Origin of the sequence: Streptomyces sp. NBC_01481 (genome assembly GCF_026339995.1) — a bacterium.
Taxonomy (GTDB): Bacteria; Actinomycetota; Actinomycetes; order Streptomycetales; family Streptomycetaceae; genus Streptomyces.
Genome location: NZ_JAPEPT010000001.1, coordinates 161,937 through 188,689, shown reverse-complemented (window position 1 = coordinate 188,689; position 26,753 = coordinate 161,937). Strand labels below are relative to the sequence as shown.

The window sequence follows — 26,753 nt, the reverse complement described above, 5'->3', positions numbered from 1 at the left end:
CGGCACGCGGGCGGGTCCTCATCCAGATCCCTGGCCGGGGAGGTGGGAGCGGAGCGTCTCGAGGATGCGACAGGTGCGGTCGAGTTCGTCCTGGAGGCGCGGAGCGGTCTGGGCCAGTGAGGCCGGGGCTCCGGCCTCGGCATACTGCTCCAGCTCCAGGCAGCAGGCGGCGAGGCTGTGGGCGCCCATGTTGCCGGCAGCGCCTTTGAGGCCGTGTGCCTGCACGGCGATCTCGGAGGTGTCGTGACGGTCCAGCGCGTGGAAGAGTGCGCTGGTCATCTCGGGGGCCCGGATGAGGAAGTGGTCCACCAGCCGGCTCACCAGTTCGTTCTCGGCCGGGGTGCCGGCGCCGCGCAGTTCGTTCAGCCGCTGCTCGATGGAGAGGCGCAGGCCCTCGTTGTCGGACGGTGGCTGGGTGGGGTGGACCCAGTGGGTGAGGGTGTGTTCGAGCTCGTCGGCGGTGACGGGTTTGGAGATGTAGTCGTCCATGCCCGCGGCCCGGCAGCGGTCCCGATCCTCGGTGAGGGCGCCGGCGGTCATGGCGATCACCGGCAGACGACGGCCGTTGTCCCGTTCCCGGCGGCGTAGTTCCTGGGTGGCGCTGTAGCCGTCCATCTGGGGCATCTGGCAGTCCATCAGCACGGCCTGATAGCTGTGCTCCTCGGTCATACGCAGGGCCTGGATGCCGTCGGCGGCGGTATCCGCGCTGTAGCCGAGCCGGGTGAGCATGCCCAGGGCCACCATCTGGTTGATCTCGTTGTCCTCGACCAGCAGGACATGGCCGCGGTGGGCGTGCCGGACCGGGGCGGGTGCCGGCGCCGCTGCCAGGGCGACCGGCGATGTCGTGGCCACCGGCGATGTCAGGGTGGTGAGTTCGACCAGGGCGTCCATGAGCTGGGACTGCTGGATGGGCTTGGACAGGCTGAGCGGGATCCCGGCCGCCTGGAGCTCGGCCGCCGGCAGCGTGGTGCCGGAGGTGAGCATCAGCAGCCCCAGCCCGCCGATGGTCTGGTCTGTGGTGATGCGGCGGGCGAGTTCCAGGCCGTCCATGTCGGGCATCTGCATGTCGAGGAGGGCCATGTCGTAGGGGCGGCCCGCGGCCGCCGCCTCGTGCAGGGCCACCAGGGCGTGGGGGCCACTGGCGACCGAGGTCGGCTGCATGTGCCACCTGTGCAGCTGAGCGTCGAGGATCAGCCGGTTGGTCTCGTTGTCGTCGACGACCAGGACCCGCAGTCCGCGAAGGGTGTCGGGGTGCGGTGGGGCCGGGGGCTGTTCGGGGGTGTCGGGGGCGCGCACGGGTACGGTGAAGAAGAAGGTGCTGCCCTGGCCGGTCCGGCTGGTGACGCCGATGGAGCCGCCCATGGCCTCGGTGAGCCTGCGGCAGATGGCCAGGCCGAGGCCGGTGCCTGCGTAGCGGCGGGTGGTGGAGGCGTCCGCCTGGGAGAAGGCGTCGAACATCCGCTCCTGGTCGGCCTCGGCGATGCCGATACCGGTGTCGGCCACCTCGAAGTGCAGCCAGGGCACTTGCGGTGCGGGTGCCTGGGACGGCGCCGGGCGGGCGCGCAGCACGACCTCGCCGGACATGGTGAACTTCACCGCGTTGGAGGCCAGGTTGAGCAGGATCTGCCGTAGCCGGCCCGCGTCCCCGAGCACCATCGCGGGCAGGTCGGGATGGCAGTCGCTGAGCAGTTCCAGGCCCTCGGCCTGGTTGGTCTGCGCCACCAGCGAGACAACCTCCTCCACCAGCAGCTGGGGACTGAAGGCGACCTCTTCCAGTTCGAGCCTGCCCGCCTCCAGTTTGGAGAAGTCCAGGATGTCGTTGATCAGCGACAGCAGTGCCGTCCCGGCGGCCTGGATGCCCTCCGCGTAGCGCCGCTGTTCGGTGTCGAGCTCAGTGCCCAGCAGCAGGTTGCTCAGCCCGATGACACCGTTCATGGGGGTACGGATCTCATGGCTCATGGAGGCGACGAACTGCGACTTCGCCTGGGATGCGGCAATCGCCTCGTCGCGGGCCTCTGCCAGGGCGGCTTCGGCCTGCTTGCGCTCGGTGATGTCGCGGATGAAGGCGTTGAAGCAGCGCGCCTTCGCCGACTTCAGCCGCCACAACGCCAGTTCGACCGGTATCTCGTGGCCGTCGCGGTGCAGCGCGGTGAGCTCCCGCTGACTGCCCAGTACATGAGCCTCCCCGCCGGACAGAATCCGCTGCAGACCGGCCGTGTGCGCGGCGCGGTACCGCTCGGGAATGATCGTCTCCGTCAGCGGACGGCCCATCACCTCGTGGTGGCTGAACCCGAACAGCCGCTCGGCGCTCGCGTTCCAGTCGATGACCAGGCCGTCCTCGTCGATGGAGACGAAAGCGTCCCGGGCGGTCTCGATCACCGAACGTGCCTGTCCCTGCAACAGGAGCAGCGCTTCCTCCCTGCGCCGCTGGCCCTCCGCCTCGCGGATGAACCCGCGCACTTCAAGGGGGTCGCCCGCGTCGTCCCGTACCACCCAGGACGTCGCCTCGATCCATACCGAGTGCCTGTCGGCGTGCCGCAGACGCAGACAGACCGCCACCCGGCCCTCGCGGAGCAGATCCCGCTCCGCCCACTCGTACTCCTCCACATCTCCCGGGTGCACCCAGGAGACCATCGACGTCCCCTCGATCTCCTCGGCCGGGCGCCCGAGCAATGCCTGCGCCGGCGGGGACACCTCCTGGTAGACGCCGTCGACCGTCCGGCGGAAGACCATGTCCGGAGAGTTCTTCACCAGCAGCCGGAACCGCTCCTCGTCGTCCGCCGCGTACTGCCTGGGCGGTGGTGTGGGCTCCCGGTCCATTCCGCCTCCACATGTCATGTACGGCCACGGTGCGCGGCCGGGCCTGCCGGCTGACCGGCCGCGACGGCTTCGGGTGCGGCGCGGCGCCTTCGAACGACGGGTGATCAGCGGCGTCCGGCCGCGGGTGCGCCACCTCGGACACCGAGGCCGCAACCACGCAGCGGTTGCCGGGACCGGCACCGTGCGCACCGGGTGGGAAACGGGAGCAGACGTCCACCCGGGTGACGATCACCGCAACCGGTGCGGGTGACCGGCACCCAACCGGCCACCATCTGACGTCTTCACACCCACGAGCCATGGGTGCGGACGGAGGTCAAGCGATCCTCTCCAGGTGCCAAACGGACACCTCCAGCGAAGAACGAACCACTGAAGATCGCAAGCCGAGCCACTGGCCGCGGCCTCAGGACGACGCGGTGCGGCGGGACGTGAGTCATCCACGAATGCCGGGAAGCGGGCAGCCGAATCGCCACCCGCCGACCTCGGGCGACCTGCACCGGGTCGACGCCGGCGATCGGCGACGGGTCGACCCGGTTCAGCCCGCCTTCGCCGGCTTGCGCGCCTGCGCCCGGCGGCCGAGATCATACGTCCGCAGGGTCCAGGTCACGAACCGAGAATCGTCGTCAGGAACTCTCCCGTCCACCCCAGCAGTTCCCGCCCCACCACCGGCTTCCCGCCGATCTTGCCCGCCGTCGGGCGGGGCACCAGGATCTGGCGGGTCGGGGCCTTGATGACCGTCCGCGGGTAGAGGCGCTTGAGGCGCAGCTCCTGCGACTCGCGCAACTCCACCGGCGCGAAGCGGATGTTCGTGCCCTGGAGCACGATCTCGCCGACCCCGCAGGCCCGCGCCAGCATGCGCAGGCCCGCCACCAGGAGCAGGTTCTCGACCGGCTCGGGGAGTTTGCCGTAGCGGTCGGTGAGTTCTTCGCGGACGGACTTGATGTCCTCCTCGGTGTTCGCCGAGGCGATCGCGCGGTAGGCCTGGAGGCGCAGCCGCTCGCCCGGGGCGTAGTCGTGCGGGACATGCGCGTCGACCGGGAGCTCGATCTTGACCTCGAGTGCGGGTTCCTCCTCCACGCCGCCGTCGACCGCGGCGCGGTAGTCCGCCACCGCCTCGCCCACCATGCGGATGTACAGGTCGAAGCCGACGCCCGCGATATGGCCGGACTGTTCGCCGCCGAGGAGGTTGCCCGCGCCCCGGATCTCCAGGTCCTTCATCGCGACGTACATGCCCGCGCCCATCTCGGTGTGCTGGGCGATCGTCGCCAGGCGCTCGTGGGCGGTCTCGGTGAGCGGCTTCTCCGGCGGGTAGAGGAAGTAGGCGTAGCCGCGCTCGCGGCCCCGGCCCACGCGGCCGCGCAGCTGATGCAGCTGCGAGAGACCGAAGTTGTCGCCGCGCTCGACGATCAGAGTGTTCGCGTTGGAGATGTCGATGCCGGACTCGACAATCGTCGTGGAGACCAGCACGTCGAACTTCTTCTCCCAGAAGTCCACCACGACCTGCTCGAGCGCCGACTCGGGCATCTGGCCGTGGGCGGTCGCGATACGGGCCTCGGGCACGATGTCGCGCAGCCGGGCCGCTGCACGGTCGATCGACTCCACGCGGTTGTGGATGTAGAAGACCTGGCCCTCGCGCAGCAGTTCACGGCGGATGGCCGCGCCGAGCTGCTTCTCCTCGTACGGGCCGACGAAGGTCAGCACCGGGTGCCGCTCCTCCGGCGGGGTGGTGATCGTCGACATCTCGCGGATGCCGGTGACCGCCATTTCGAGCGTACGGGGAATGGGGGTGGCCGACATCGTCAGGACGTCGACGTTGGCGCGGAGCTTCTTCAGCTGCTCCTTGTGCTCGACGCCGAAGCGCTGCTCCTCGTCGACGACGACCAGTCCCAGGTCCTTGAACTTCGTGTCGGACGAGAACAGCCGGTGCGTGCCGATCACGATGTCCACCGCGCCGTCCCGCAGCCCCTCCAGGGTCGCCTTCGCCTCCGTGTCCGACTGGAAGCGGCTCAACGCCCGTACGTTCACAGGGAATTGGGAGTAGCGCTCGGAGAAGGTGCCGAAGTGCTGCTGTACGAGAAGGGTCGTCGGGACCAGGACCGCGACCTGTTTGCCGTCCTGGACGGCCTTGAACGCGGCCCGTACCGCGATCTCCGTCTTGCCGTAGCCGACGTCGCCGCAGATCAGCCGGTCCATCGGGACCGTCTTCTCCATGTCCTCCTTGACCTCGGCGATGGTGCTCAGCTGGTCGGGGGTCTCCACATAGGGGAAGGCGTCCTCCAGCTCGCGCTGCCAGGGGGTGTCCGCGCCGAACGCGTGGCCGGGGGCCGCCATGCGGGCGGAGTAGAGCTTGATGAGGTCGGCCGCGATCTCCTTCACGGCCTTCTTGGCGCGTGCCTTCGTCTTCGTCCAGTCCGCGCCGCCGAGCCGGTGCAGGGTCGGGGCCTCGCCGCCGACGTACTTGGTGACCTGCTCCAGCTGATCGGTGGGGATGTACAGCCGGTCGCCGGGCTGGCCGCGCTTGGCGGGGGCGTACTCGACGAGCAGATACTCGCGGGTCGCGTTCTGCACCGTACGCTGCACCATCTCGATGTAGCGGCCCACGCCGTGCTGCTCGTGGACGATGTAGTCGCCCGCCTCCAGGGTGAGCGGGTCGATCGTCTTGCGGCGCTTGGCGGGCATCCGCTGGCCGTCCTTGCCGGCCGCCTTCTGGCCGGAGAGGTCGGTCTCGGTGAGGACGGCGATCCTGAGGCCGGGGTCGACGAAGCCGTAGTCGATCGAGCCGCACGCCACATGCACCAGGGACGGGGAGATCTCGGCGAGGTCGGCGTCGAGACGGGCGGCGATGCCCTCGCCGCCCAGCACCTCGACGGTGCGGGCCGCGGGACCGTGGGCCTCGGTCACGAACACCGTGCGCCAGCCGTCCGCCAGCCAGCCCTTGGTGTCGACGAGCGCGCGGGCGGTGTCGCCGCGGTAGCTCTCCGGGGCGTGCATGCCCAGCTTGACAGTGTCGTCGGACAGTTCTTCGTCGGCGGCGAAGGGCGATACGGACCACCACATCAGCCCGAGCTCGCGCGCCCGGTCCCGTACGTCCGCGATCCCCCACAGCGAGGCCGCGTCGACGTCGATCGGCGCCTCGCCGCCGCCCGCGGTCGCCGCCCAGGACGCCTGCAGGAACTCCTGGCTGGTCGCCACCAGGTCCGCGGCCCGGGTGCGTACCCGCTCGGGGTCGCAGACCACGGCCATCGAGCCCTGCGGCAGCACGTCGAGCAGCAGCTCCATGTCGTCGACCAGGACCGGAGCCAGGGACTCCATGCCCTCGACCGCGATGCCCTCGGCGATCTTGCCGAGCAGTTCGCCCAGCTCGGGGTGCTCCTCGGCGAGAGCCGCCGCCCGCTGCCGTACGTCGTCGGTCAGCAGCAGCTCACGGCAGGGCGGCGCCCACAGCCCGTGCTCCGCCACCTCCAGCGAGCGCTGGTCGGCGACCTTGAAGTACCGGATCTCCTCGACGTCGTCGCCCCAGAACTCCACCCGCAGGGGGTGCTCCTCGGTCGGCGGGAACACATCGAGGATGCCGCCGCGCACGGCGAACTCGCCGCGCTTCTCGACCAGTTCGACCCGGGAGTACGCGGCTGCCGCGAGGCCGTCCACGATCTCGTTCAGGTCGGCCTGCCCCCCCGTGCGCAGAGCCACCGGCTCCAGGTCTCCGAGCCCCTTGACCTGCGGCTGCAGTACGGAACGGATCGGCGCGACCACGACGGAGACCGGCCCGGCGCTCGGGTCGTCCTTCGAGGGATGGGCCAGCCTGCGCAGCACCGCGAGCCTGCGCCCGACGGTGTCCGAGCGGGGCGAGAGCCGCTCGTGCGGCAGGGTCTCCCAGGACGGGTACTCGGCGACGCCCTCCTCGGGCAGCAGCGAACGCAGCGCCGCCGCGAGGTCCTCGGCCTCCCTCCCGGTCGCGGTGACGGCCAGTACCGTCCGCCCGGTCTCCCGGGCGAGCGCGGCCACGGCGAAGGGGCGCGCGGCGGGCGGCCCCACCAGGTCGACATGCATACGGTGGCCGTCGCCGGCAGCCTTCACCGCTTCGGCGAGCGCCGGGTCACGTACGACGGCATCGAGCAGACCGTGCAGGCTCATGAAGGGCTTCCATCCGGGGCGAGGCTGGGCGGGGGTGGGCAACGCGAACCGCCCGACACGTGGAACGGGCCGGGGGTCTCCAGCCTACGACGACCGCGCGCCCCCCGCCGTCCGGTTCCGTTAGGCCCTGTCCGGTCGATCAGGCCGGATCAGTGAGCGGGGTCTGGCGTGGTGCATCGCAAGGCGGAGGATGGAGCCCACGCGGAGCGTAGGCGACTGACGACAACGCAGCCAGGTGCCGTGCCAGGGCACGCGAGCCCGGCAAGATCGGCCGGACAGGGCCTGCAGGGCAAAGGACCCACCGGAGCGCAAAGGCCCGGCCCCGGGGTGTTTGGAGGAACACCCCGGGGCCGGGCCCCTTACCGTAGCGCCCCCGTCGCTACTCCCCCGTTATCCCCCGCTACTCCGTGGCGATCGCGTTCAGCACATTCATCCGGCCCGCCCGGAACGCCGGCACCAGGGCCGCGAACAGGCCGACGAACGCCGACGCCACGAAGACTGTGATGATCGTCGGCCAGGGAATCTCCAGGACTCCCAGGCCCTCCAGCGCCAGCAGCTTCTGGGCCGCCGTGCCCCAGCCCATGCCCAGGCCGAGGCCCAGCAGGGCACCGAAGAGGGCGATGACCACGGATTCCAGGCGGATCATGCGGCGCAGCTGGCGGCGGGAGAGGCCGATGGCCCGCATCAGGCCGATCTCCCGGGTCCGCTCGACCACCGACAGGGCCAGGGTGTTCACCACACCCAGCACCGCGACGATGATCGCGAGCGCCAGCAGGCCGTAGACGATGTTCAGCAGCTGACCGATCTGATCCTTCAGGTCCTGCTTGAAGTCGGTCTGGTTCTGCACCTTGTACTGCGGGTACTTGGCCAGCGACGTCTTCAGGGCCGCGTACGCCTCTTTCTCCTTGCCGTCCTCCGCCGTCGCGAACATGCCCATGTTCTGGGGCAACCGGTCGGCGGGGAGGTGCTGCGCCGCGGTCGTGATGTTGGTGTACATCGCGCCCTTGTCAAGGCTCGTGTCGTCGGAGGTGATCGCCGCGATCTTCAACTGTGTGCTCTCACCGTTCCTGAAGGCCACCTTGATCCTGTCGCCGACCTTGACGCCGTGCTCCTTGGCGTACGCGTCGCCGACCGACATCGCATCCTTGCCGTACGCCGCCAGGAGCTCGCCCGCGACAGTCTCGCGGCGCACATCCTGGGTGTACGTCGGGTCCGCCGCGATCAGAGACTCTTCTTCGGTCTTGCCGTCGGAGGCGGTCAGCTTGACCGGCACGTCCTTGACGTCCGTGACGTGATCGATGTACTTCGCCGACTTCAGCGCCTTCTCGACCTTCGGCACGAGCGGGTGGCCCTTGCCGGAGAGCACGATGAAGTCGGCTCCGACCGACTTGTCGAGCTGGTCATTGGCCGAGGCGACCATCGAGGAGCCGACCACCGAAAGGCACGCCACCAGCGCGAGGCCGATCATCAGGGCGGCGCCCGTCGCTCCGGTGCGGCGCGGGTTGCGCAGCGCGTTGCGCTCCGCGAGGCGGCCGACCGGGCCGAACATCCGCAGGACGAGCGCGCTGATCACCCGCACCACGACTCCCGCGAGCAGCGGGCCGATGACCACGAAGCCGATGAGCGAGAGGACCACGCCCAGCCCGAGGAACATCGAGCCCTCGCTCGCCTTGTCGGCCCGGGTGGCGACCAGGAGCGCGGCCGCGCCGCCGCCGGTGAGCAGCAGGCCCATCGCGGCCCGGAGGAGGCTCGCCTTGCCGTCGGCCGGCGTACCGGCGTCGCGCAGGGCGGCCATCGGGGAGACCTTGCCGGCCCGCCGCGCCGGGACATAGGCGGCGACGACGGTCACGACGATGCCGAGGACGAGCCCGACGACCGGAGTCGTCCACTTCACAGTCAGGTCCCTGGTGGACAGCTCCATACCCAGGGAGCCCATGAGTTTCATCAGCCCGACGGCCAGGCCGACACCGGCGGCGACGCCCGCGAGGGAACCGACGACGCCGAGCAGCAGCGCCTCGACCAGCACGGAGCGGTTGACCTGCTTGCGGCTGGAGCCGATGGCCCGCATCAGGCCGATCTCGCGGGTGCGCTGGGCGACCAGCATCGAGAAGGTGTTGACGATCAGGAAGATGCCGACGAGGAGGGCGATCCCGGCGAAGCCGAGCATCGCGTACTTCATCACGTCGAGGAAGGAGCCGACGTCCTCGCGGTCGGCGTCCGCGGCTTCCTTGGCGGTCTGCAGCTTGAAGGGGGCATCCAGCGTCTTGGCGACGTTCTGCTTGAGCTGTTCGTCGCTGACGCCGTCGGCGCCGGTGACGGAGATCTGGGTGAACAGGCCTTCCTTGCCGAGCAGTTCACGCTGGGCGGTGGCGGTGTCGAAGTAGACGACGGCCGCACCGGGGTTGGTGACCTTGAAGGAGGCGATGCCGGAGATCTTGGCGGTGAAGTCGCCGGTGACGGCAATGGTGCGCAGTTGCTCACCGAGCTTGAGGTGGTGCTTGTCGGCTGTGTCGGCGTCGACCATCACCTCGGTGGGGCCGCGCGGTGCGTGGCCGGAGGTGATCTCCATCGCCTTGAGGGCGTTCGAGGTCCAGTTGCCGGCGATCGTGGGAGCGCCGTTGCTGGAACCCATGTCCTTGTTGGCGGAGTTGACGACGGTCACGCTCATGGAGGAGACGCCGCCCTCGGCGGACTTCACTCCGTCCGCCTTCGCCACCGTCTGCACCAGCGAGGCGGGCAGCGACTCCGGCTTGCCGGTCCGCGGGTTCTCCTCGTCGTCGCCTGAGCCCTTGGGGCTGACGGTGACGTCGGACGCGGTCGCGGCGAAGAGCTTGTCGAAGGTGGTGTTCATCGTGTCGGTGAACACGAGCGTGCCCGAGACGAAGGCCACCGACAGCAGCACGGCCACCGCCGAGAGCGCCATTCGCCCCTTGTGCGCGAAGAAGTTGCGCAGGGAGGTCTTGAGTACGGTCACGACGTCCGCCCCCGAGCGTCGAAGTCCTTCATGCGGTCCAGTACGGCTTCGGCGGTGGGCCGGAACATCTCGTCCACGATCCGCCCGTCGGCGAGGTAGAGGACACGGTCCGCGTACGAGGCGGCCACGGGGTCGTGCGTGACCATCACGATGGTCTGGCCGAGCTCGTCCACGGACCTCCTCAGGAAGCCCAACACCTCTGCCCCCGCACGGGAGTCGAGATTCCCGGTCGGCTCGTCGCCGAAGACGATCTCGGGACGGGCGGCGAGCGCACGAGCCACGGCGACGCGCTGCTGCTGGCCGCCGGAGAGCTGAGTGGGCCGGTGCTTGAGACGGTCGGACAGGCCCACCGTCTCGACGACCCGGTTCAGCCACCCCGCGTCCGGCTTGCGGCCGGCGATGTCCATGGGGAGCGTGATGTTCTCCAGGGCATTGAGCGTGGGCAGCAGGTTGAAGGCCTGGAAGATGAAGCCGATCCGGTCCCGGCGCAGCTGCGTGAGCTTCTTGTCCTTGAGCTTGGTTATCTCGGTCGCGTCGAGGTAGATCTCGCCCGAGGTGACGGTGTCGAGACCGGCCAGGCAGTGCATGAGCGTCGACTTGCCGGAGCCGGAGGGGCCCATGATCGCGGTGAACTGCCCGCGGGCGATGTCGACGTCGACACGGTCGAGCGCGACGACACGGGTCTCCCCGGAGCCGTAGGCCTTGACGACCTGCCGCCCTCGTGCGGCGACGGCCGTACGCCCTGCGGTGTCCCCGTGCCGGGAAGTGGTCAAAGCCGTTGTCACGGTATTTCTCCTATGTCGGTGATCAGTGGGTGTCGCCGCGTACGGATATGAGTCTGTCGGCGGAAGCGGTCCGGCGCGCTGGTGCGCAGCGCAGTCTTCAACCGGGGGTTTTCCCCACCCCCCGGTGGTGCGGGCCCCAGGTGCGGCCGTAAGACCAAGCTAAGGAGTCGGCCGCGCTCTCCTCGTCGTCCCCCGGGACGAACGTCCCCTGGCCATCAGTAAGGAGGAGCCCCTAGGGGGTGTACACCCCCGGGTGGAGCCGCACAGCCCGAGCCTGCACCCTCCCCCTGCGTGAGGCTCAAGTGAGAAGGTGTTCCAGGAGATAGATGCAGGGGGAAAGGATTTCGGGTGAGCGCGGAATGTTCTGACGATCCGGAGGGGATACGGGCGGCGGGGTCCGCGGGGCGGGCGGCCGCCCCTGGCGCGGCCCCTCGGCTCACCGGGGCGGGCGCGGACGGGGCACGGGGGCGCGGGCCGGTCGTGGCCGCGCTCATGCTCGGGATGGCGCTCGCCGCGCTCGACGGCACCATCGTCTCCACCGCCGTGCCCCAGATCGTCGGCGACCTCGGAGGCTTCTCCGTCTTCTCCTGGCTCTTCTCCGGCTATCTGCTCGCCGTCACCGTCACCCTCCCCGTGTACGGGAAACTCTCCGACACCTTCGGCCGCAAGCCGGTCCTGCTCGCCGGCATCGTCCTCTTCCTCCTCGGCTCACTGCTGTGCGCGGGCGCCTGGAACATGGCCGCGCTGATCGCGTTCCGGGTGGTGCAGGGACTGGGCGGCGGAGCCCTCCAGGGCACCGTGCAGACCATCGCCGCCGACCTCTACCCGCTCAAGGAACGCCCCAGGATCCAGGCTCGGTTGTCCACGGTGTGGGCCGTCTCGGCGGTGGCCGGGCCCGCGATCGGCGGGCTGCTCGCCTCGTACGCGCACTGGCGCTGGATCTTCCTGATCAACCTGCCGGTCGGCGCGGTCGCCCTCTGGCTGATCGCCCGCCATCTGCGCGAACCGTCCCGTACCCGACCGGCCGCCCGCCCCCGGGTCGACTGGCCCGGCGCGCTGGCCATCTTCGCCACGGGCACGCTCCTGCTCACCGCGCTCGTCCAGGGCGGCATCGCCTGGCCCTGGCTGTCTTCGCCCTCGCTCGCCCTGTTCGGCGGAAGCGCGGTCCTTCTCGCCGTGGTCGTGGTCGTCGAACGACGGGCCGCCGAGCCGATCATCCCCGGCTGGGTCTGGCGCCGCCGCACCATCGCCGCCGTCAATCTGGCACTCGGCGCGCTGGGCCTTGTCATGGTCGCCCCCACCGTCTTCCTCCCCACGTACGCCCAGTCGGTCCTCGGCCTCGGCCCGATCACCGCGGGCTTCGTGCTCTCCGTGATGACACTGAGCTGGCCGGTCAGCGCCGCCCTGTCCAACCACGTCTACAACCGCATCGGCTTCCGCCTCACCGCGATCACCGGCATCTCCCTGTCCGCCCTGATCCTGCTGGCCTTCCCGCTCCTCCCCTTCCCGGGCGAGCCCTGGCAGCCGGCCCTGATCATGCTGCTGCTCGGCGCGGCGCTCGGCCTCTTCCAACTCCCGCTGATCGTCGGCGTCCAGTCGACGGTGGGCTGGTCGGAGCGCGGCACGACGACGGCGTCCGTGCTCTTCTGCCGCCAGGTGGGCCAGAGCATCGGCGCGGCCCTGTTCGGCGCGGTGGCCAACGGCGTCCTCGCCTCGCGCCTGGGCAGCTCGGGCGACCTCGACTCGGTGGCGCACGCGCTGGCGGATCCGTCATCGCTGACGGCGGGGGCCGCGGAACAGCTGCGCCGCGCTGTGGATGCGGCGGTGGACTACGTGTACATGGGCGCGGCCGCGGCGGCCGGAGTCGCCCTGCTGGTCCTGGTGTTCGTCGCACCCCGCCGCTTCCCGGTCATCGCCGACAAGCCGGAGGACTAGGGCCTGTCGTTCGGATCTTGCCGGGTTCGCGTGCCCTGGCACGCACGCTCGCCGCGTTGTCGTCAGTCGCCGACGCTCCGCGTCGGCTCCTTCCTCCGCCTTGCGATCGCACGCACCAGACCCCGCTCACTGATCCGGCCTGATCCAAACGACAGGCCCTAGCACGATCCGCGGAGGAGGCCAGGCCGGGGTGAACTCCCGTCAGCCCTCCGCCGCCGCGCGCCCCGTGAGCGTCGTCAGGCTGTTGCGGACGTGCGCCATGTGCGCCTGCATCTCCTCGCGGGACTCCTCGTGCTCCCGCACCATCCGCTCCGTCTCCCGCGCGATCCGCTCCACGCGACCCTCTGCCTCGGCGATCACCTCCGCGGCCCGCGCCTCCGCGTCCTCCTGGCCGTGGCGGGCGTACTCCTCCGCCTCGGCGAAGGTGCGCTCGGCCTCCGCGAGCGCGGACTCGGCATAGGCGGCGAGCTCGGCAAGGCCGGTGTCCAACTCCCCCTGCCGGTCGGCGAGTTCACGTTCCATGGCCTCCCAGCGCTCGACCTGCTCCCGCTCCAGGTCGGCCAGCAGGGAGTCGGCCCTCCGGCGCATCTCCTTCCACGCGGCCACAACCTCCCCGCGCTGCTCCTTCACCTCGCGGCGGGCCTCCACGCGCATCTCGTCGGCCTGCGCCTGCGCGGCGCGCAGAATCTGCTGGGCGCGAGCGTCGGCGTCCGCCCGTACCGAATCGGCCTCCTCGCGCGCCGAGTCACGCCTCTGCCGAGCCGCCTCTTCAGCCGCGTCGACCTGCGCCTGCGCCTCGTTCCGCGTCCCTGTCACCAGCTCGTCGGACTCCTCGACGGCGAGGGTGAACAGATGCTGCGCGCGACTGCCGAGCGTCTCGTACGACTGCGGGGCAAGGCCCGACACCACCTCGCGCAGGCCGGCCGCCTTCGCCTCCATCTCCTTGGCAAGCACGGTGAGCCGCGCGGCCCGTTCCCAGGCGCGGTCGCGGTCCTGGGAGAGGGCGGCGACATAGGCGTCGGCCTCCGCCGCCGGATAGCCACGGCCGCGTACGGCGACGAAGCCGTGAGGTGACACCGATGCAGCACTCATCCTTCAGCCCTCTCCGACATACAACGCGATTGGCGCATATCTTGCTGGATCGGAGGTAATCGCTCATAACACGACACTCCCCCCAATCAGACCGGTCAAGGTTGGACCGTTCAGCGAAGGAAGCCGGAATCAAGGTTCGAGGAGCGTCCCTCTGCCAGCCGCAGCAGGCGGAGCCGCCCCCGAGATCGGGCATTGATCACTTGTTAGGCTGGCACAAGTGATCGACGAGTTGGACCACAACAACCGCCGGGTCACCGGCGAGCGGCCGCCCGACTGTGCGTCCGGGCTTTTCGATGAGTGCCGCACTTTTCTTCTTCTCGTGCGGCGCGTGCACGAGGAATGGGTCGATGATGTGCTGTCGGCCATCCAAGGCCCGAGTGGTGCCGAGCATGTCGGAATTGACCCGGCCACGATGTTCGAGACAGTCACCGCCGCCGACCTGCGGCAAAGCCTCCTGCCCGTGACCCGCCGTGGTGCCGAGGACTTGGTGAAGCTCCTTGCGGCCGGCTCCTTCTCCTCGGGTCCCGACGCGTCACTTCGCGAGTCGGACGAGGCCAGGGACGGCTGCGTGCGGGACATTCTCCACTCGGTGGGCGAGGAAGCGGAGTTCTTCACGAATCACGGTCACGCCGAGGACGGGAGGGAAGCGGACTTTCTCGCAGCCTCTTTCCATTTCAATTCGCTCGCGGTGACGCTCTACGACATATGCCTGATCGCGGTCTCGCCGGAGCATCTCCTCGTCGCCTGGAGATGTGAGGATGCGTGAGGAGAGTCGGTAGGCCGCGCCGACTTCAGCTCATCCACTCGTCAACAAGGACGCCCGGGGCCTGTATCGCACAGGCCCCGGGCGCCCCACTCGTACGGACAGCGCTACAGCAGTCCGTCCCACATCTGCTCAAGCAGCACCGACCACCAGCTCTCCGGTGACGCGAGCGCCGCCGGGTCGAGGGCGGCGAGCTGGGCCTGGAAGTCGACCGTCCAGCGGCCCGCCTGTTCCGGGTTGAGGTTGAAGCGCAGGCGCCACATCCGGCCGAGCAGGGCCAGACAGCGTACGAACTCCGGCAGGCCGCTGTTCACGAACTGCGGCGCCACCGGCTGACCGCCCGGGCCCGCCTCCACCGGGACCGCGACGATGTGCGCCGTGCCGTACTGGACGCAGATCGCACGGCCGAAGTCGCTGCCCACCACCAGATACGAACCCGCGTCGGCAGCGGGCTGCACCTGACGCTGGGCCGCGAGCTCGGCCAGCGTCGGGACAACCGGCTGGGCGGGCTGGGCCCAGAAGAACGGGTTGAAGTCGCCCGGCAGACCCGCCCACACCAGCGTGGCCGCCACGATCTCCGGCACACCCTGACGCGAGACCGCCCGCTGGTCGAACCGGCAGATGCCCTGCGGCCCGAACGCCGCCACCAGCTCCTGCGCGATGCCCTCCGGAGGGATCGGCGGGGCCGGCGGCATCTGCGGCAGCGGGGCACGCACCGGCGCGGGGCGCGCCGGACCGTCGGCGACCTGGTGCAACTCGCCCTGGTGCGCCAGCAGTTGCCGCATGCCCTGCTGGCGGGACGCGTGGTCCCTGCCGTACGGGGCGATCGAGGTGATACGCGCCTGCGGCCACGTCTCCCGGATCATCCGCGCGCAGTACGCACCGGGCAGCTCGCACGACTCCAGCTCGGTGTGCAGCTCAAGCACCTGCTGCGGCGGCACGTTCATGGCCCGCAGCTCGTGCAGGATCTGCCACTCCGGGTGCGGAGTTCCGGGCGCCGAGCGGCGGATCAGCTGGGCCTCGGAGCCGTCGGGCGCGCGGTAGCGGAGCACGGCCTGGTAGCCGGGGCCGACGGTGGGCATGCCGGTCGGCTGCGGCGGATAGCCGTACGCGGGCGGCTGACCGCCGTGCGGCGGCTGCGGCGCATGCGGTACGGCACCGGGCGGCGGGCCGGGAGGAGCACCGGGCGGACCGGGCGGCTGGGGCGCGCCGGGGCCCGCCTGGGCGGGACCGGCGAGCATCGTCGCGGCATGGTGGACGCCACCACCCGGCGGCGGAGTCGAACCGGGAGGTCCGGGCGGACCGGGCGGACCGGGAGGCTGCGGCGCGCCGGGACCCATCTGGCTCGGGTCCGCCAGCATCGTCGCGGCATGGTGGACGCCACCACCCGGCGGCGGAGTCGAACCGGGAGGTCCGGGCGGACCGGGCGGACCGGGAGGACCGGGAGGCTGGGGCCCATCCGGGCCGACCTGCGAGACAAGCTGCGTCGGCAGGTAGCCGCCCGCCGGAGCACCGGGAGCACCCGGCCCCGACGGCGGCGGCGTCGCGCCGGGCCGCGCCCCCGGAGTGCCGGGCGCGCCGGGCGGCGGCGGAGTCGTCGAACCACTGCCTCGCGCTGCGCCGCGGGCGGCACGCGGCGGCAGGACCGCCTTGCTCGTCGCCGCGTCCGCGATGTCGGCGGCGCCGGGGCCGACGGGTGCGGCAGGCGCCGCGGGTCCGGCAGGCGCACCGGCTCCCGGCTGGTCGAGGGCCGGGGCGACCGTGGTCCGCGGAAGCTGGCTGCCGCCCGACATCAGCGCGGTCGGCGCATCGGCGCCCGAAGCCGGAGGCGGGGTGTCGTCGTCGTCCGACCCGGAGATCGGCGGCGCGAAAACGGTGGCGGGCAGCGGTACGGACGCGTCGTCCGACCCGGCCCCGCTGGTGTCCGTCCACGGGGTGGCCGCGGGTGGCGTGGCGGGCACGCCCTCGGAGGCCGTGGGCTCGTAGCCACCGCCACCGGCGCTGGGCCAACCGGCGCCGCCCTGCGAGGCGTTGGCGCCGGACGACCCCACCGGAGACGCCTGCGAACCCGCCGAAGCCCCGGGCGAGGACCCGGCCGCGGGCCACGCCGAACCGGACGCGGACGACGAACTCCCGCCCGCCTGCGAGGCGTTGGGGCCCGTCGCAGCCGAAGCCGCGGCGGGCGCCGACCAGTCCGCCCCCGACGACGGCACACCCGCACCCGCACCCGCACCCGCCGGCTCGGCCGCACCCGAAGTCGACGCGCCCGCACCCGCAGGCGACGCACCCGAAGGCGCCGCCCGCTCCGGCGACCGCCGGTCCGGGATCCCGATCTTGTCCGCCGCCTCCTGGAGCCACTCCGGCGGACTCAACAGGAACGACGTCTGGTTCAGGTCGATCCGCTGCGGCGGCTCAGGCGCGGCCGCGGCCACCTCCTGAACCCCGTACTCCTCCTCGTACCGGCGGATCACCTCACCCACCGGCAGTCCGGGCCACAGCGTCGCCTCACCGCTGTCCCGCGCGATCACCAGCCGCTGCTCCCCGCCGTCCGAGCGCGCACCGCCCTCGCGGTCCTCCGCCCACACCACGAAGCCCAGCTCGAACTCCCGCACCCGCACCTCGCGGTGCTGATACGCGGCCACGTCGCCGTTGACCCACTCTTCCGCGCGCTCCTGCGCCTGCGCGAAGGTCACCATCGGACCGTCACCCCTCGTCCGGGATCGGGACGGCGCGCGCGAAGCCGCCGTCCACCATCAGGTTCGCCACCGTCTCCAGCTCCGGCGGATTTCCCGCCAGGCGGCGCAGAAAACCGTCGAAGTCGTCGCCGCACGGCAACAGCAGCCGCTCCACGCGCTGCTGCACGTTCCAGCCGTCCTGGTCCCGGGCGTCGTCGTACGCGCAGAACCACACCGAGCCGATCGCCGAGCCCCTCGCCTTCACGGCCAGGATGCCGCCCTGGACGAACGCGACGCCCAGATAGTCCTTCGTCAGATGGTCCCGCAGGCACTTGTTGACGTACACCAGGTCATTGACCGCCGCCTCGTCCCGCACCGTGAAGAACGGCTGGTCGACAAGGAGCCCCAACTCGGCGTCGAGCGCAGCCCCGACCGGGGCACAGCCGCCCGCCGCCTTCAGGAAGGTGCGGTACGCGCCCGGAAGCCGGTAGCCCAGGTCCTCCTCGACGCCGAGCAGCTGCTGCTCCGTCACCGAGACCACACCCTTGGGCAGCCCGAAATGCGCGGGCCGGGTCTCCTGGAGCGGTCGCGTGCCCCGCTTGCCGTGGTCCACGGGCGCCGTCGCCAGACCGCCGTGGTGGCGCAGAAGCGCCTTCACCTCGACGGGGACCAGTTCGAGACGGCGCGTGCCCGGCACGTGGTGCCAGGTCCAGCCGTGCGGCGTCGCCACCGCGGGAATCGTGTCCCACAGCGCATGGCCGTCGGCGTGCAGAGCCGCGTTCGCCGATACGTAGTCGGTGAGCCGCAGTTCGTCGACGCCGAAGCCCTCCGGGGGCTCGGCGATCTCCGCGGCGGCACGCGCGTACGGCGAAAAGTCCGGATAGCCGTTCTCGTCCATCCGCACACCTCTAGGGTGGCGGGAGGCCCGGACCGGGTCCGGGAAGTTCACGAGCTGCCCGGCATAGGCGGCGTTCGGTGGCGCGGCCCTGTGCCCGAGCCGACCTGTCGTCATGGCGGTTGCCCCCTGCTGCGTTCCGGCTGGTTCAGGACAGCCTATGCGGTGGTGCAACAGGGAGATCCGACGCTCCACCTCCATCACCAACAGTCACAATCGTGTGACCGAATGCCGACGGGTCGACACGTTTCAGTGCCCCCGCTTCCGCACCACGCGCCCCATTTGGCAGGCTGTCCCAGCAACTCGGGGGAGTGCAGGGAGGGGACGAACAACCATGCACACAGCGCAACCGAATACATCGGGTGATCCACGCCTCAGTTGGAGCAGCACCGAGGCCCTCCAGCCGCCCGCCCTGGGCCACCGTCGCGACGGCATCCTGCCGGCCGTCGCCGCCGCACTCTCCGTACGCGGCGAGACCCTCACGTGCACCGCCGGAAAGGCCGACCAACCGCCCGCACTCCACCCACTCGTACAGGACTTCCTCGACACCCTCACCAGCGGCCAGCGCGAACGCTTCACCGGCCGCTGCCCCGAGGCGATCCTGCTCTCTCGCCACCTCACAGCAGCCGAGTCGCAGCGCTCCAAACGCGCACAGCGCAAGCCAATGACGCACAGCGAGGCCAAACGGTCCTTCAAACAGGCCAAGTTGACGGCACGTAGGATCCGAGAGGACGGCGACCCGCTGCACGGCAGCTACGCACCACCCTGCCGGTCCTGTACCGCCATGCTCGACCACTTCGGAGTACGCCCCGTCGATCCGACCGCACCCGAGAACGGCTGATCCCCCACCGATGCCCGACCACCTGAGCACCACCCGGTTCCCCGTCGCCGTGGACGCCGCCCTGCGCGAGGCCGGATGGCAGCCCGGCCGCTGGGACATAAAGCTCGCCGAGCACTGGGCGGACACGCTGCGCTCGTACGTCTCACCGGGCGGCCACCGGCACACCGTCTTCCCGGCAGCCGTCGAAGCCTGGGCGGAATTCGGAGGACTGCGGGTCACGGCACCGGGCCCGGGACGGCAGACGGCCCCGACACCCCTGCGCTTCGACCCCCTGGCCGGGCTGCACCTGGCGCGTACGCTCGCCGACCTGGGGCGAGCCCTGGACACCGAGGTTGCACCCCTCGGCGACGAAGGCGACAGCCAGGCCGTGCTCGCCATCGACACCGAAGGCCGCGTCTACAGCCTCGACCACACCGGCGACTGGTACCTCGGCCCGGACATCGAACGAGCTCTCGCCACCCTGATCACCGGCATCCAGCCCACCCGCCTGGCCCTCGGCTGAAACACCCCTCAAGCGGACTCGGAAAACCCGTCCCGGTCCGGCAGCACCGCCGACACCCGGAAGCCGCCCGCATCCGTCGGCCCCGACACGAACACCCCGCCCAGCGCCAGCACCCGCTCCCGCATCCCCACCAGGCCGTTGCCGCCACTGGGCAGCCCCGCGTCCGCCGCCGAGCCGCTGACATCCGGAGCGCCGTTCTCCACCTGCATGGCCACCTCGGCGTCACGATGCGCGAGACGCACCAAGACCTTGGCCCCGGCCGCGTGCTTGTGGACATTCGTCAAGGCTTCCTGCACCACGCGGTACGCGGTCTGCTCAACCTCCGGCGCGTACCCCCGCACCTCGCCCTGCACCGCGAGCTCGACCACCATCCCCGCCTGCCGGGACTCGCCCACCAGACCCTCCAGATCCGCCAGACTCGGCCCGTCGTCGGCCGCCGCGGCAGCAGCCGCAGCAGCCGCCACCCGGACGGCAGCCAGCGGCACCGGAGCCACCGCGCGATCCTTCTCCCCCGCGCGCAGCACCCCGAGCATCTCCCGCAACTCGGTCAGCGCCTGACGGCCCATGTCCCCCACCAGCGCGGCATTCTTCACAGCCTTCTGCGGGTCCTTCAACGCGACCGCCTGCAGCGCCGCCGCATGCACCACCATCAGGGACACCCGGTGCGCCACAACGTCGTGCATCTCCCGCGCGATCCGGGTCCGCTCCTCCGTCCGCGCCCACTCGGCCCGCTGCTCGGCCCGGTCGGCCAGCAGCGACAGCTCCTGCTCCAGCGAGTCCGCGCGCTCGCGCAAGCTCTCCATGAGCCTGCGTCTCGCCCCTATGTAGAGCCCGAACAACAGCGGCGGCGCGGTCAGGCCGAGCGCCATGAAGCCGGCCATCGTCGGGACGTACCAGGCGCCGGGATCGAAATCCGCCGACGCCACGTCCTGGTGCACCCGTACAAATGTCACGATCAGCGTCGCGGCCAGCGACATCCCCGCGAGCATCGCCGTGATCCTGCGCGGCACATCGGAAGCCGCGAGTGTGTACAGCCCGACGACGGCCATGAGATAGCCCATCTCGGCCGGCGTGGTCGCGATCGACACCAGCACCACGGCGATCGGCCATCGCCGCCGCAGCACCAGCACGGATCCGACGACCAGCCCGAAGAGCACCCCGACGGGCACGGGAATCGCGGCCTTGTCCGCGAAGCCCACACCCTCCAGAGCGCACTCGAAGGCGGAGACGAGCCCGAGCCCCACGTCCAGTGCGACACTGCGCCGTCGTCCCCACCACAGCCAGGTACGGGCGGGCCTGCCCGTGGGTTCCTGGTGTGCCCCCGTTGTGGTCATGCATCAAGCGTACGGGCGGGCGCGAGTCAATTTCCGGGGAGTGGGACAGCACGGAACGAGTTCGAACAGGAACGAAACAGGCGTAGATCGCACGATCCGGTGAATCGAGCGGACTTTCGACCCGGACGTCCGCATTCCGGACGACGCTCACCGTATGACAGAGATCCACGGCAAGTACGCCGACCGACGCCTACAGAGGCTGCCTGGTCATCTACGTCACGAAGAGCGCCGATCTCTACCGTCGCATGGAAGGCGCTTGGTACGGCATAGTGTTGGGTGCCGATCCGGCGGCCTGACCTAATGTCCGGTTTCGTCGCATTTCATCCCCCGTGGTGTAATTGGCAGCACTGTGGCTTTTGGTGCCATCTGTCCGGGTTCAAGTCCTGGCGGGGGAGCTTCTCAGTTCGGGTCCTGACCTCCACGGTCAGGACCCGCCCTTATTTGCCCCCCGAAACCCCCCGGTATCCTTCGGATGTCCACCACCCGAAGCCGAAGGGCATTCCCGTGAGCGCCAACCGCCCGGCAGCCGTCGTCGTCCTCGCAGCGGGTGAGGGCACCCGCATGAAGTCGAAGACCCCCAAGGTCCTGCACGAGATCTGCGGGCGCTCGCTCGTCGGACATGTCGTCTCCGCGGCACGCGAGCTGGACCCCGAGCACCTCGTCGTCGTTGTCGGCCACGCGAGTGAGCAGGTCAAGGAGCATCTCGCCGAGCAGTACGCCGGTACCCGCACCGCCTACCAGGCCGAGCAGAACGGCACCGGCCACGCCGTGCGGATGGCGCTCGAAGAGCTCGGTCAAACCCCCGAGGGGACCGTCGTCGTCGTGTGCGGCGACACCCCCCTGCTGTCCGGCGAGACGCTGACCGCGCTCGCCGCGACGCACACCGCCGACGGCAACGCCGTGACCGTGCTGACCGCCGAGGTGCCCGACTCCACCGGCTACGGCCGGATCGTGCGGGACGGCGTCACGGGTGCCGTCACCGCAATCGTCGAGCACAAGGACGCCACCGACGAGCAGCGGGCCATCCGGGAGATCAACTCCGGTGTCTTCGCCTTCGACGGGCAGCTGCTCGCGGACGCGCTGGGCAAGGTGCGTACGGACAACAGTCAGGGCGAGGAGTACCTGACCGACGTCCTGGGCATCCTGCGCGAGGCCGGTCACCGGGTCGGTGCCTCGGTCGCGGGCGACCACTGCGAGATCCTCGGCATCAACAACCGTGTGCAGCTCGCCGAGGCGCGCAGGCTGCTCAACGAGCGTCTGCTGGAGCGGGCGATGATGGCCGGAGTGACGGTCGTCGACCCGGCGTCGGTGTTCCTCGATGTGACGGTGACGTTCGAGCGGGACTCGATCGTGCACCCGGGCACTCAGCTGCTGGGTGCGACGCATCTGGCTGAGGGTGCCGAGGTGGGCCCCAATTCGCGTCTGAAGGACACGCAGGTGGGCGCGGGGGCCCGGGTGGACAACACGGTGGCGGACTCCGCGGTGGTCGGCGAGTTGGCTTCGGTCGGTCCGTACGCGTATCTGCGCCCCGGGACGAACCTCGGTCTCAAGGCCAAGGCCGGTACGTATGTGGAGATGAAGAACGCCACGATCGGCGAGGGCACCAAGGTGCCGCATCTTTCCTATGTGGGCGACGCGACGATCGGCGAGTACTCGAACATCGGCGCGGCGAGTGTGTTCGTGAATTACGACGGTGAGACGAAGCACCACACGACGATCGGCTCACACTGCAAGACGGGCTCGGACAACATGTTTGTGGCGCCTGTCACGGTCGGGGACGGTGCCTACACGGCGGCCGGCTCGGTCATCACGAAGGACGTGCCCGCCGGTTCGCTGGCCGTCGCGCGGGGCCAGCAGCGGAATATCGAGGGCTGGGTGGCTCGCAAGCGTCCGGGCAGCGCGGCGGCGCAGGCGGCCCAGGCGGCAACGGAAGCGGTCGCCGAGGAGAACTGACCGGAAACGGGTGCGCCGATCTCGGCGTACCGTGATACGTGCACGCAATTTCGGCTGGCTCGCGCTCAGTACACCCGCGGCCAGAGAACACGTCTGAGGAGACTGTGCTGTGACCGGGATCAAGACGACCGGCGAGAAGAAGCTGATGCTCTTCTCCGGCCGCGCCCACCCCGAGCTGGCCGAGGAGGTCGCGCACCAGTTGGGTGTCGGCCTGGTGCCGACGAAGGCTTTCGACTTCGCGAACGGCGAGATCTATGTCCGTTTCCAGGAGTCGGCTCGTGGTGCGGACTGCTTCCTGATCCAGAGCCACACGGCTCCCATCAATAAGTGGATCATGGAGCAGCTGATCATGATCGATGCTCTCAAGCGGGCCTCCGCCCGGAGCACCACCGTGATCATCCCGTCGTACGGCTATGCGCGGCAGGACAAGAAGCACCGCGGTCGCGAGCCGATCTCGGCCCGTCTGATCGCCGATCTGCTGAAGACTGCGGGTGCGGACCGCATTCTTACGGTCGATCTGCACACCGACCAGATCCAGGGCTTCTTCGACGGCCCGGTCGATCATCTGTCGGCGCTGCCGGTCCTTGCGGACTACGTGGGCGCGAAGGTCGACCGCAATAAGCTCACTGTCGTCTCTCCCGACGCGGGCCGTGTGCGCGTCGCCGACCGCTGGTGCGACCGTCTGGACGCCCCGCTGGCGATCGTCCACAAGCGCCGGGACAAGGACGTCGCCAACCAGGTGACGGTGCACGAGGTCGTGGGTGAGGTCGAGGGGCGCGTCTGTGTCCTGGTCGACGACATGATCGACACCGGTGGCACGATCTGCGCTGCGGCGGACGCGTTGTTCGCGCACGGTGCGGAGGACGTGATCGTGACGGCGACGCACGGCATCCTGTCCGGCCCGGCCGCGGACCGTCTGAAGAACTCGAAGGTGAGCGAGTTCGTGTTCACGAACACGCTGCCCGACCCGGGCGATCTGGAGCTCGACAAGATCACGGTGCTGTCGATCGCGCCGACGATCGCGCGCGCGGTGCGTGAGGTGTTCGAGGACGGTTCGGTGACGAGCCTCTTCGAGGAGCAGGGTTAAGCGCCTCAGTCGTGCATGAGGAGGGGCCGCACCCGGTGGGTGCGGCCCTTCCTCGTTGATCGATTGGGTGGCTCGGGGGGCTCCGGGTAGACTGGCGCAGTTGCTCGGCGAGGGAGGCCGTACCCACAGGTACGGCGGTCCGTTATCGACGCGCTCTTCGTAGCAGGCCTGTCGTGGCCGGGTGACCGCCACCAGTTTTTTTCTGCCATACGAGGAGTGCACATGTCCGAGGTGAAGCTCGCCGCCGAGATCCGTACCGAGTTCGGCAAGGGTGCGGCCCGTCGCGTCCGCCGTGAGAACAAGGTTCCCGGTGTTCTGTACGGTCACGGTTCCGACCCGGTCCACATCACGCTGCCGGGCCACGCGCTGCTGCTCGCCTTGCGTACCTCCAACGTGCTGCTTGCCGTGGACGTCGAGGGCAAGACCGAGCTGGCCATCCCGAAGGCCGTTCAGCGTGACGCGATCAGGGGCTCCCTGGAGCACGTCGACCTGCTCATCGTGAAGCGCGGCGAGAAGGTCAACGTCGAGATCCCCGTCCACACCGAGGGCGAGCTGGCCCCGGGTGCGTACCTGGTCGAGCACGTGCTGAACGCCCTGCCGGTCGAGGCCGAGGCCACGCACATCCCCGAGTCCGTCACGGTCTCCATCGCGGGCCTGGCTGCCGGCGACTCCATCCTCGCCAAGGACGTGCCGCTGCCGTCCGGCACGACCCTGGCCGTCGAGGACGACACCGTCGTCCTGCAGGTCCTGGCCGCGCAGGCGGAGGAGCCGTCCGCCGAGGCCGAGGCCGAGGGCGAAGCGGGCGCCGAGGCCTGATCCGAAAGACACCCCCTAAGCTCTGCCTGAGCTTGGCTTGACGGGGTGGCGGGCTGCGGCCCGCCACCCCGTTTCCCTGTCTGTCCGTACGCAACCGCACGCGAGGAGACGCAGCGCAGATGTCCGACGCGAACGCCCCTTGGCTTGTCGTGGGCCTCGGCAATCCCGGGCCCGACTATGCCGCGAACCGGCACAACGTCGGGTTCATGGTCGCCGACCTCCTCGCGGAGCGCATCGGCGGCACGTTCAAGCGCGCGCAGAAGGCGCAGGCGCAGGTCTTGGAAGGCCGGATCGGCCCTCCGGGGCTCGGCAGCCGCCGGGTGATCCTCGCCAAGCCTATGTCGTACATGAATCTTTCCGGCGGCCCGGTCACCTCGCTGCGCGATTTCTACAAGGTGCCGCTCGCCAACATCGTGGCGGTCCATGACGAACTGGACATCGACTACGGCATGTTGCGGCTGAAGCTGGGTGGCGGCGACAACGGGCACAACGGTCTGAAGTCCATGACGAAGGCGATGGGCCCGGACTATCACCGGGTGCGGTTCGGGATCGGCCGTCCGCCGGGCCGGATGCAGGTCGCGGACTTTGTGCTGAAGGATTTCTCGTCGGCGGAGCGCAAGGAACTGGGCTACTTCGTGGACCGCGCGGCGGACGCGGTGGAGTGTCTGGTGATCGACGGCCTGGAGCGGGCGCAAAGTACGTACAACTCCTGATAAGCCCGGGCCCCAGGTTGACCGGGCGCGCGCCCATGGCCAAGGATCGCGCCCCATGAGCTCGAACCGGACCCGCATGCTCCTCTACGGTCGTCGTGCCGCGATGGCCGGTGTTGCCTTGCTGCTCCTCGTCGCGGGCTTCTGGTCGTCGTGGGGCGACGCGCAGCACGTACTGCTCGCCAAGGGCCGCGAGCACGGCACGCTCACGGTCGCCGACTGCGGCGAGAAGACCTGCACCGGTCCGTACGACCCGGAGGGCTCGGCCGCGCCCCGCGAGGGCATGACGATCGAGAAGTCGGTCGCTGTGAAGAAGGGCGCGAAGCTCCCTGTGGTCCTGAAGCCGGACAGCGACGTGTTGGTCCACACCGGTACGGCGGGCGCGCTCTATGCCTGGCACCCGATGGGGGGCGCCTTGCTGCTCGCGGCTCTGGTCATCGGGGGCGGGCTGCGATTGACCCGGATCGCCTGGGCGACCGCGGCGGCGGGCGGGGCGCTGCTGGTGGGAGCCTTCCTCGCGCTCTGAGTCCGCACCTGACGCGGGGACCCGAGAGCCCCAACCGCCTTACCGGAACGTCGCATTCACCTGATCGTTATCCAGGACTATTGGGGCAATCAGCAACTCATGGTGCGGATGCGACACCAAGTGTCTTGACGGACGCCCGGGTTCACAGGACGCTGAGCCGCCACCCCCACGGCACCCGTCCCTTCTCCCGTTGGATTGCCCATGCGCACCCTCAGGTCCTCCGGCGCCCTGGTGGCTGCAGCGGCGCTCTCGCTGCTGGCCGCTCCCGCCGCGCACGCCACCCCTCCCGGCGACAACGGCACCGTGAAAATCCACGACGCCAAGACCGGCGAAGAACTCCGTAAGAACGAGCCGCACGTCTGCTCGTTCTATCTCGACGCCTTTGGCTTCGACGGCGCCCAGGAAGTCGACTGGAAGATCGTCGAGATGCCGCCCACGGGCACCAAGGGCAAGCTCGCGGACAGCGGTTCGCTGACGCTCGACGCCGAGGGTCACGGCCGTACGGACGACAAGACCCTGCCCGACGGGCACTACAAGCTCGTCTGGAACTTCGACGGCGAGCACGGCAAGGCCAAGCACAAGGTCTTCTGGACCGACTGCGAGGACGACAGCGAGCCGAGCGAGCAGCCCTCCGGCACCCCTTCCGAGGAGCCTTCCGGGAAGCCCTCCGAGGAGCCGACGACCGAGCCCACCTCGTCCGACTCCGCGGCCCCGACGGCCGCCCCGTCCCCGTCCGCCAACGGCGGCGGTGACCTGGCGGAGACCGGTTCGAGCGCCCCGGTCGGAGCCATTTCGGCGGTCGCCGCGGCGCTGGTCGGCGCGGGCGGCTACCTTCTCGCGCGACGCCGCAAGGTCCAGCAGCACTGACGCGTCAGTATGAGGAACGGCCCCTCCCCGTGCGGGGAGGGGCCGTT

The 26,753-nt window shown here is 70.1% G+C and carries 18 protein-coding genes and 1 tRNA gene; 11 read left to right on the top strand and 8 right to left on the bottom strand.

What is annotated here, in order from left to right; translation table 11 throughout:
• Positions 1–18: 18 nt before the first annotated feature.
• The 4 genes from OOK40_RS00950 to OOK40_RS00935 form a co-directional block, all read right to left on the bottom strand.
• Complete coding sequence (locus OOK40_RS00950) at positions 19–2,820, bottom strand: response regulator (protein WP_266475749.1); 2,802 nt, start codon at positions 2,818–2,820, stop codon at positions 19–21.
• 600 nt (positions 2,821–3,420) lie between these two features.
• Positions 3,421–6,951, bottom strand: a complete 3,531-nt coding sequence (mfd, locus tag OOK40_RS00945) for a transcription-repair coupling factor (RefSeq protein WP_266475748.1) — start codon at positions 6,949–6,951, stop codon at positions 3,421–3,423.
• Between the two features lie 400 nt (positions 6,952–7,351).
• Positions 7,352–9,925, bottom strand: a complete 2,574-nt coding sequence (locus tag OOK40_RS00940; protein WP_266475746.1) for an ABC transporter permease — start codon at positions 9,923–9,925, stop codon at positions 7,352–7,354.
• Entirely contained in the window at positions 9,922–10,710 is a 789-nt protein-coding gene (locus OOK40_RS00935) for an ABC transporter ATP-binding protein (protein ID WP_266475745.1), read from the bottom strand. Before OOK40_RS00935 ends, OOK40_RS00940 begins: the two co-directional genes overlap by 4 nt.
• 348 nt (positions 10,711–11,058) lie before the next feature.
• Between OOK40_RS00935 and OOK40_RS00930 the strand changes: the two genes are divergently transcribed.
• Positions 11,059–12,645, top strand: a complete 1,587-nt coding sequence (locus OOK40_RS00930; protein WP_266475743.1) for an MFS transporter — start codon at positions 11,059–11,061, stop codon at positions 12,643–12,645.
• 201 nt (positions 12,646–12,846) lie between these two features.
• Here the strand turns inward: OOK40_RS00930 and OOK40_RS00925 are convergent, their stop codons facing one another.
• A complete protein-coding gene (locus OOK40_RS00925) occupies positions 12,847–13,737 on the bottom strand; it encodes a cellulose-binding protein (RefSeq protein WP_266475741.1) in 891 nt (296 codons plus the stop codon).
• Between the two features lie 217 nt (positions 13,738–13,954).
• Between OOK40_RS00925 and OOK40_RS00920 the strand changes: the two genes are divergently transcribed.
• Complete coding sequence (locus tag OOK40_RS00920; RefSeq protein WP_266475739.1) at positions 13,955–14,503, top strand: hypothetical protein; 549 nt, start codon at positions 13,955–13,957, stop codon at positions 14,501–14,503.
• Positions 14,504–14,607: 104 nt separating this feature from the next.
• Here OOK40_RS00920 and OOK40_RS00915 read toward each other — a convergent pair whose 3' ends face one another.
• On the bottom strand, positions 14,608–17,196 hold the full coding sequence (locus tag OOK40_RS00915; RefSeq protein ID WP_266475737.1) for an SUKH-4 family immunity protein: 2,589 nt from the start codon (positions 17,194–17,196) through the stop codon (positions 14,608–14,610).
• A 7-nt stretch (positions 17,197–17,203) separates the two neighbouring features.
• Entirely contained in the window at positions 17,204–18,187 is a 984-nt protein-coding gene (locus OOK40_RS00910) for an SMI1/KNR4 family protein (protein ID WP_266475735.1), read from the bottom strand.
• A 217-nt stretch (positions 18,188–18,404) separates the two neighbouring features.
• Between OOK40_RS00910 and OOK40_RS00905 the strand changes: the two genes are divergently transcribed.
• Together OOK40_RS00905 and OOK40_RS00900 are read left to right on the top strand one after the other, a co-directional pair.
• Positions 18,405–18,911 carry a YwqJ-related putative deaminase gene (locus tag OOK40_RS00905; RefSeq protein WP_266475733.1) on the top strand — a complete coding sequence of 169 codons (507 nt, stop codon included), beginning with the start codon at positions 18,405–18,407 and terminating at the stop codon, positions 18,909–18,911.
• 10 nt (positions 18,912–18,921) lie between these two features.
• Complete coding sequence (locus tag OOK40_RS00900) at positions 18,922–19,413, top strand: SUKH-3 domain-containing protein (RefSeq protein ID WP_266475731.1); 492 nt, start codon at positions 18,922–18,924, stop codon at positions 19,411–19,413.
• Between the two features lie 8 nt (positions 19,414–19,421).
• On the opposite strand, the gene OOK40_RS00895 is transcribed toward OOK40_RS00900, so the two are convergent.
• Positions 19,422–20,747: a sensor histidine kinase gene (locus tag OOK40_RS00895; protein ID WP_266475728.1), complete on the bottom strand. Its 1,326-nt coding sequence runs from the start codon at positions 20,745–20,747 to the stop codon at positions 19,422–19,424.
• A 323-nt stretch (positions 20,748–21,070) separates the two neighbouring features.
• On the opposite strand from OOK40_RS00895, the gene OOK40_RS00890 reads away from it, so the two are divergent.
• The 7 genes from OOK40_RS00890 (at position 21,071) to OOK40_RS00860 (ending at position 26,706) form a co-directional block, all read left to right on the top strand.
• A tRNA-Gln gene (locus OOK40_RS00890) sits at positions 21,071–21,142 on the top strand.
• Positions 21,143–21,251: 109 nt separating this feature from the next.
• Positions 21,252–22,700 (top strand): bifunctional UDP-N-acetylglucosamine diphosphorylase/glucosamine-1-phosphate N-acetyltransferase GlmU, encoded by a 1,449-nt coding sequence (gene glmU, locus OOK40_RS00885; RefSeq protein WP_266475726.1) that lies wholly within the window; start codon positions 21,252–21,254, stop codon positions 22,698–22,700.
• A 109-nt stretch (positions 22,701–22,809) separates the two neighbouring features.
• On the top strand, positions 22,810–23,787 hold the full coding sequence (locus OOK40_RS00880; RefSeq protein WP_266475724.1) for a ribose-phosphate diphosphokinase: 978 nt from the start codon (positions 22,810–22,812) through the stop codon (positions 23,785–23,787).
• Between the two features lie 222 nt (positions 23,788–24,009).
• The gene (locus OOK40_RS00875) at positions 24,010–24,603 is read left to right on the top strand and encodes a 50S ribosomal protein L25/general stress protein Ctc (protein WP_266475722.1); all 594 of its coding nucleotides are present in this window, start codon (positions 24,010–24,012) and stop codon (positions 24,601–24,603) included.
• 119 nt (positions 24,604–24,722) lie between these two features.
• On the top strand, positions 24,723–25,316 hold the full coding sequence (gene pth, locus OOK40_RS00870) for an aminoacyl-tRNA hydrolase (protein WP_266475720.1): 594 nt from the start codon (positions 24,723–24,725) through the stop codon (positions 25,314–25,316).
• 55 nt (positions 25,317–25,371) lie between these two features.
• A complete protein-coding gene (locus OOK40_RS00865) occupies positions 25,372–25,839 on the top strand; it encodes a hypothetical protein (protein WP_266475718.1) in 468 nt (155 codons plus the stop codon).
• Positions 25,840–26,040: 201 nt separating this feature from the next.
• The gene (locus OOK40_RS00860) at positions 26,041–26,706 is read left to right on the top strand and encodes a PT domain-containing protein (RefSeq protein ID WP_266475716.1); all 666 of its coding nucleotides are present in this window, start codon (positions 26,041–26,043) and stop codon (positions 26,704–26,706) included.
• Positions 26,707–26,753: the final 47 nt, after the last annotated feature.

Bases quoted from the DNA above. Each gene is read 5' to 3' on its own strand.
- OOK40_RS00950 (WP_266475749.1), bottom strand. From the start codon at position 2,820: ATGGACCGGGAGCCCACACCACCGCCCAGGCAGTACGCGGCGGACGAC.
- mfd (WP_266475748.1), bottom strand. From the start codon at position 6,951: ATGAGCCTGCACGGTCTGCTCGATGCCGTCGTACGTGACCCGGCGCTC.
- OOK40_RS00925 (WP_266475741.1), bottom strand. From the start codon at position 13,737: ATGAGTGCTGCATCGGTGTCACCTCACGGCTTCGTCGCCGTACGCGGC.
- OOK40_RS00915 (WP_266475737.1), bottom strand. From the start codon at position 17,196: ATGGTGACCTTCGCGCAGGCGCAGGAGCGCGCGGAAGAGTGGGTCAAC.
- OOK40_RS00910 (WP_266475735.1), bottom strand. From the start codon at position 18,187: ATGACGACAGGTCGGCTCGGGCACAGGGCCGCGCCACCGAACGCCGCC.
- OOK40_RS00905 (WP_266475733.1), top strand. From the start codon at position 18,405: ATGCACACAGCGCAACCGAATACATCGGGTGATCCACGCCTCAGTTGG.
- OOK40_RS00900 (WP_266475731.1), top strand. From the start codon at position 18,922: ATGCCCGACCACCTGAGCACCACCCGGTTCCCCGTCGCCGTGGACGCC.
- OOK40_RS00895 (WP_266475728.1), bottom strand. From the start codon at position 20,747: ATGACCACAACGGGGGCACACCAGGAACCCACGGGCAGGCCCGCCCGT.
- OOK40_RS00875 (WP_266475722.1), top strand. From the start codon at position 24,010: ATGTCCGAGGTGAAGCTCGCCGCCGAGATCCGTACCGAGTTCGGCAAG.
- pth (WP_266475720.1), top strand. From the start codon at position 24,723: ATGTCCGACGCGAACGCCCCTTGGCTTGTCGTGGGCCTCGGCAATCCC.
- OOK40_RS00865 (WP_266475718.1), top strand. From the start codon at position 25,372: ATGAGCTCGAACCGGACCCGCATGCTCCTCTACGGTCGTCGTGCCGCG.
- OOK40_RS00860 (WP_266475716.1), top strand. From the start codon at position 26,041: ATGCGCACCCTCAGGTCCTCCGGCGCCCTGGTGGCTGCAGCGGCGCTC.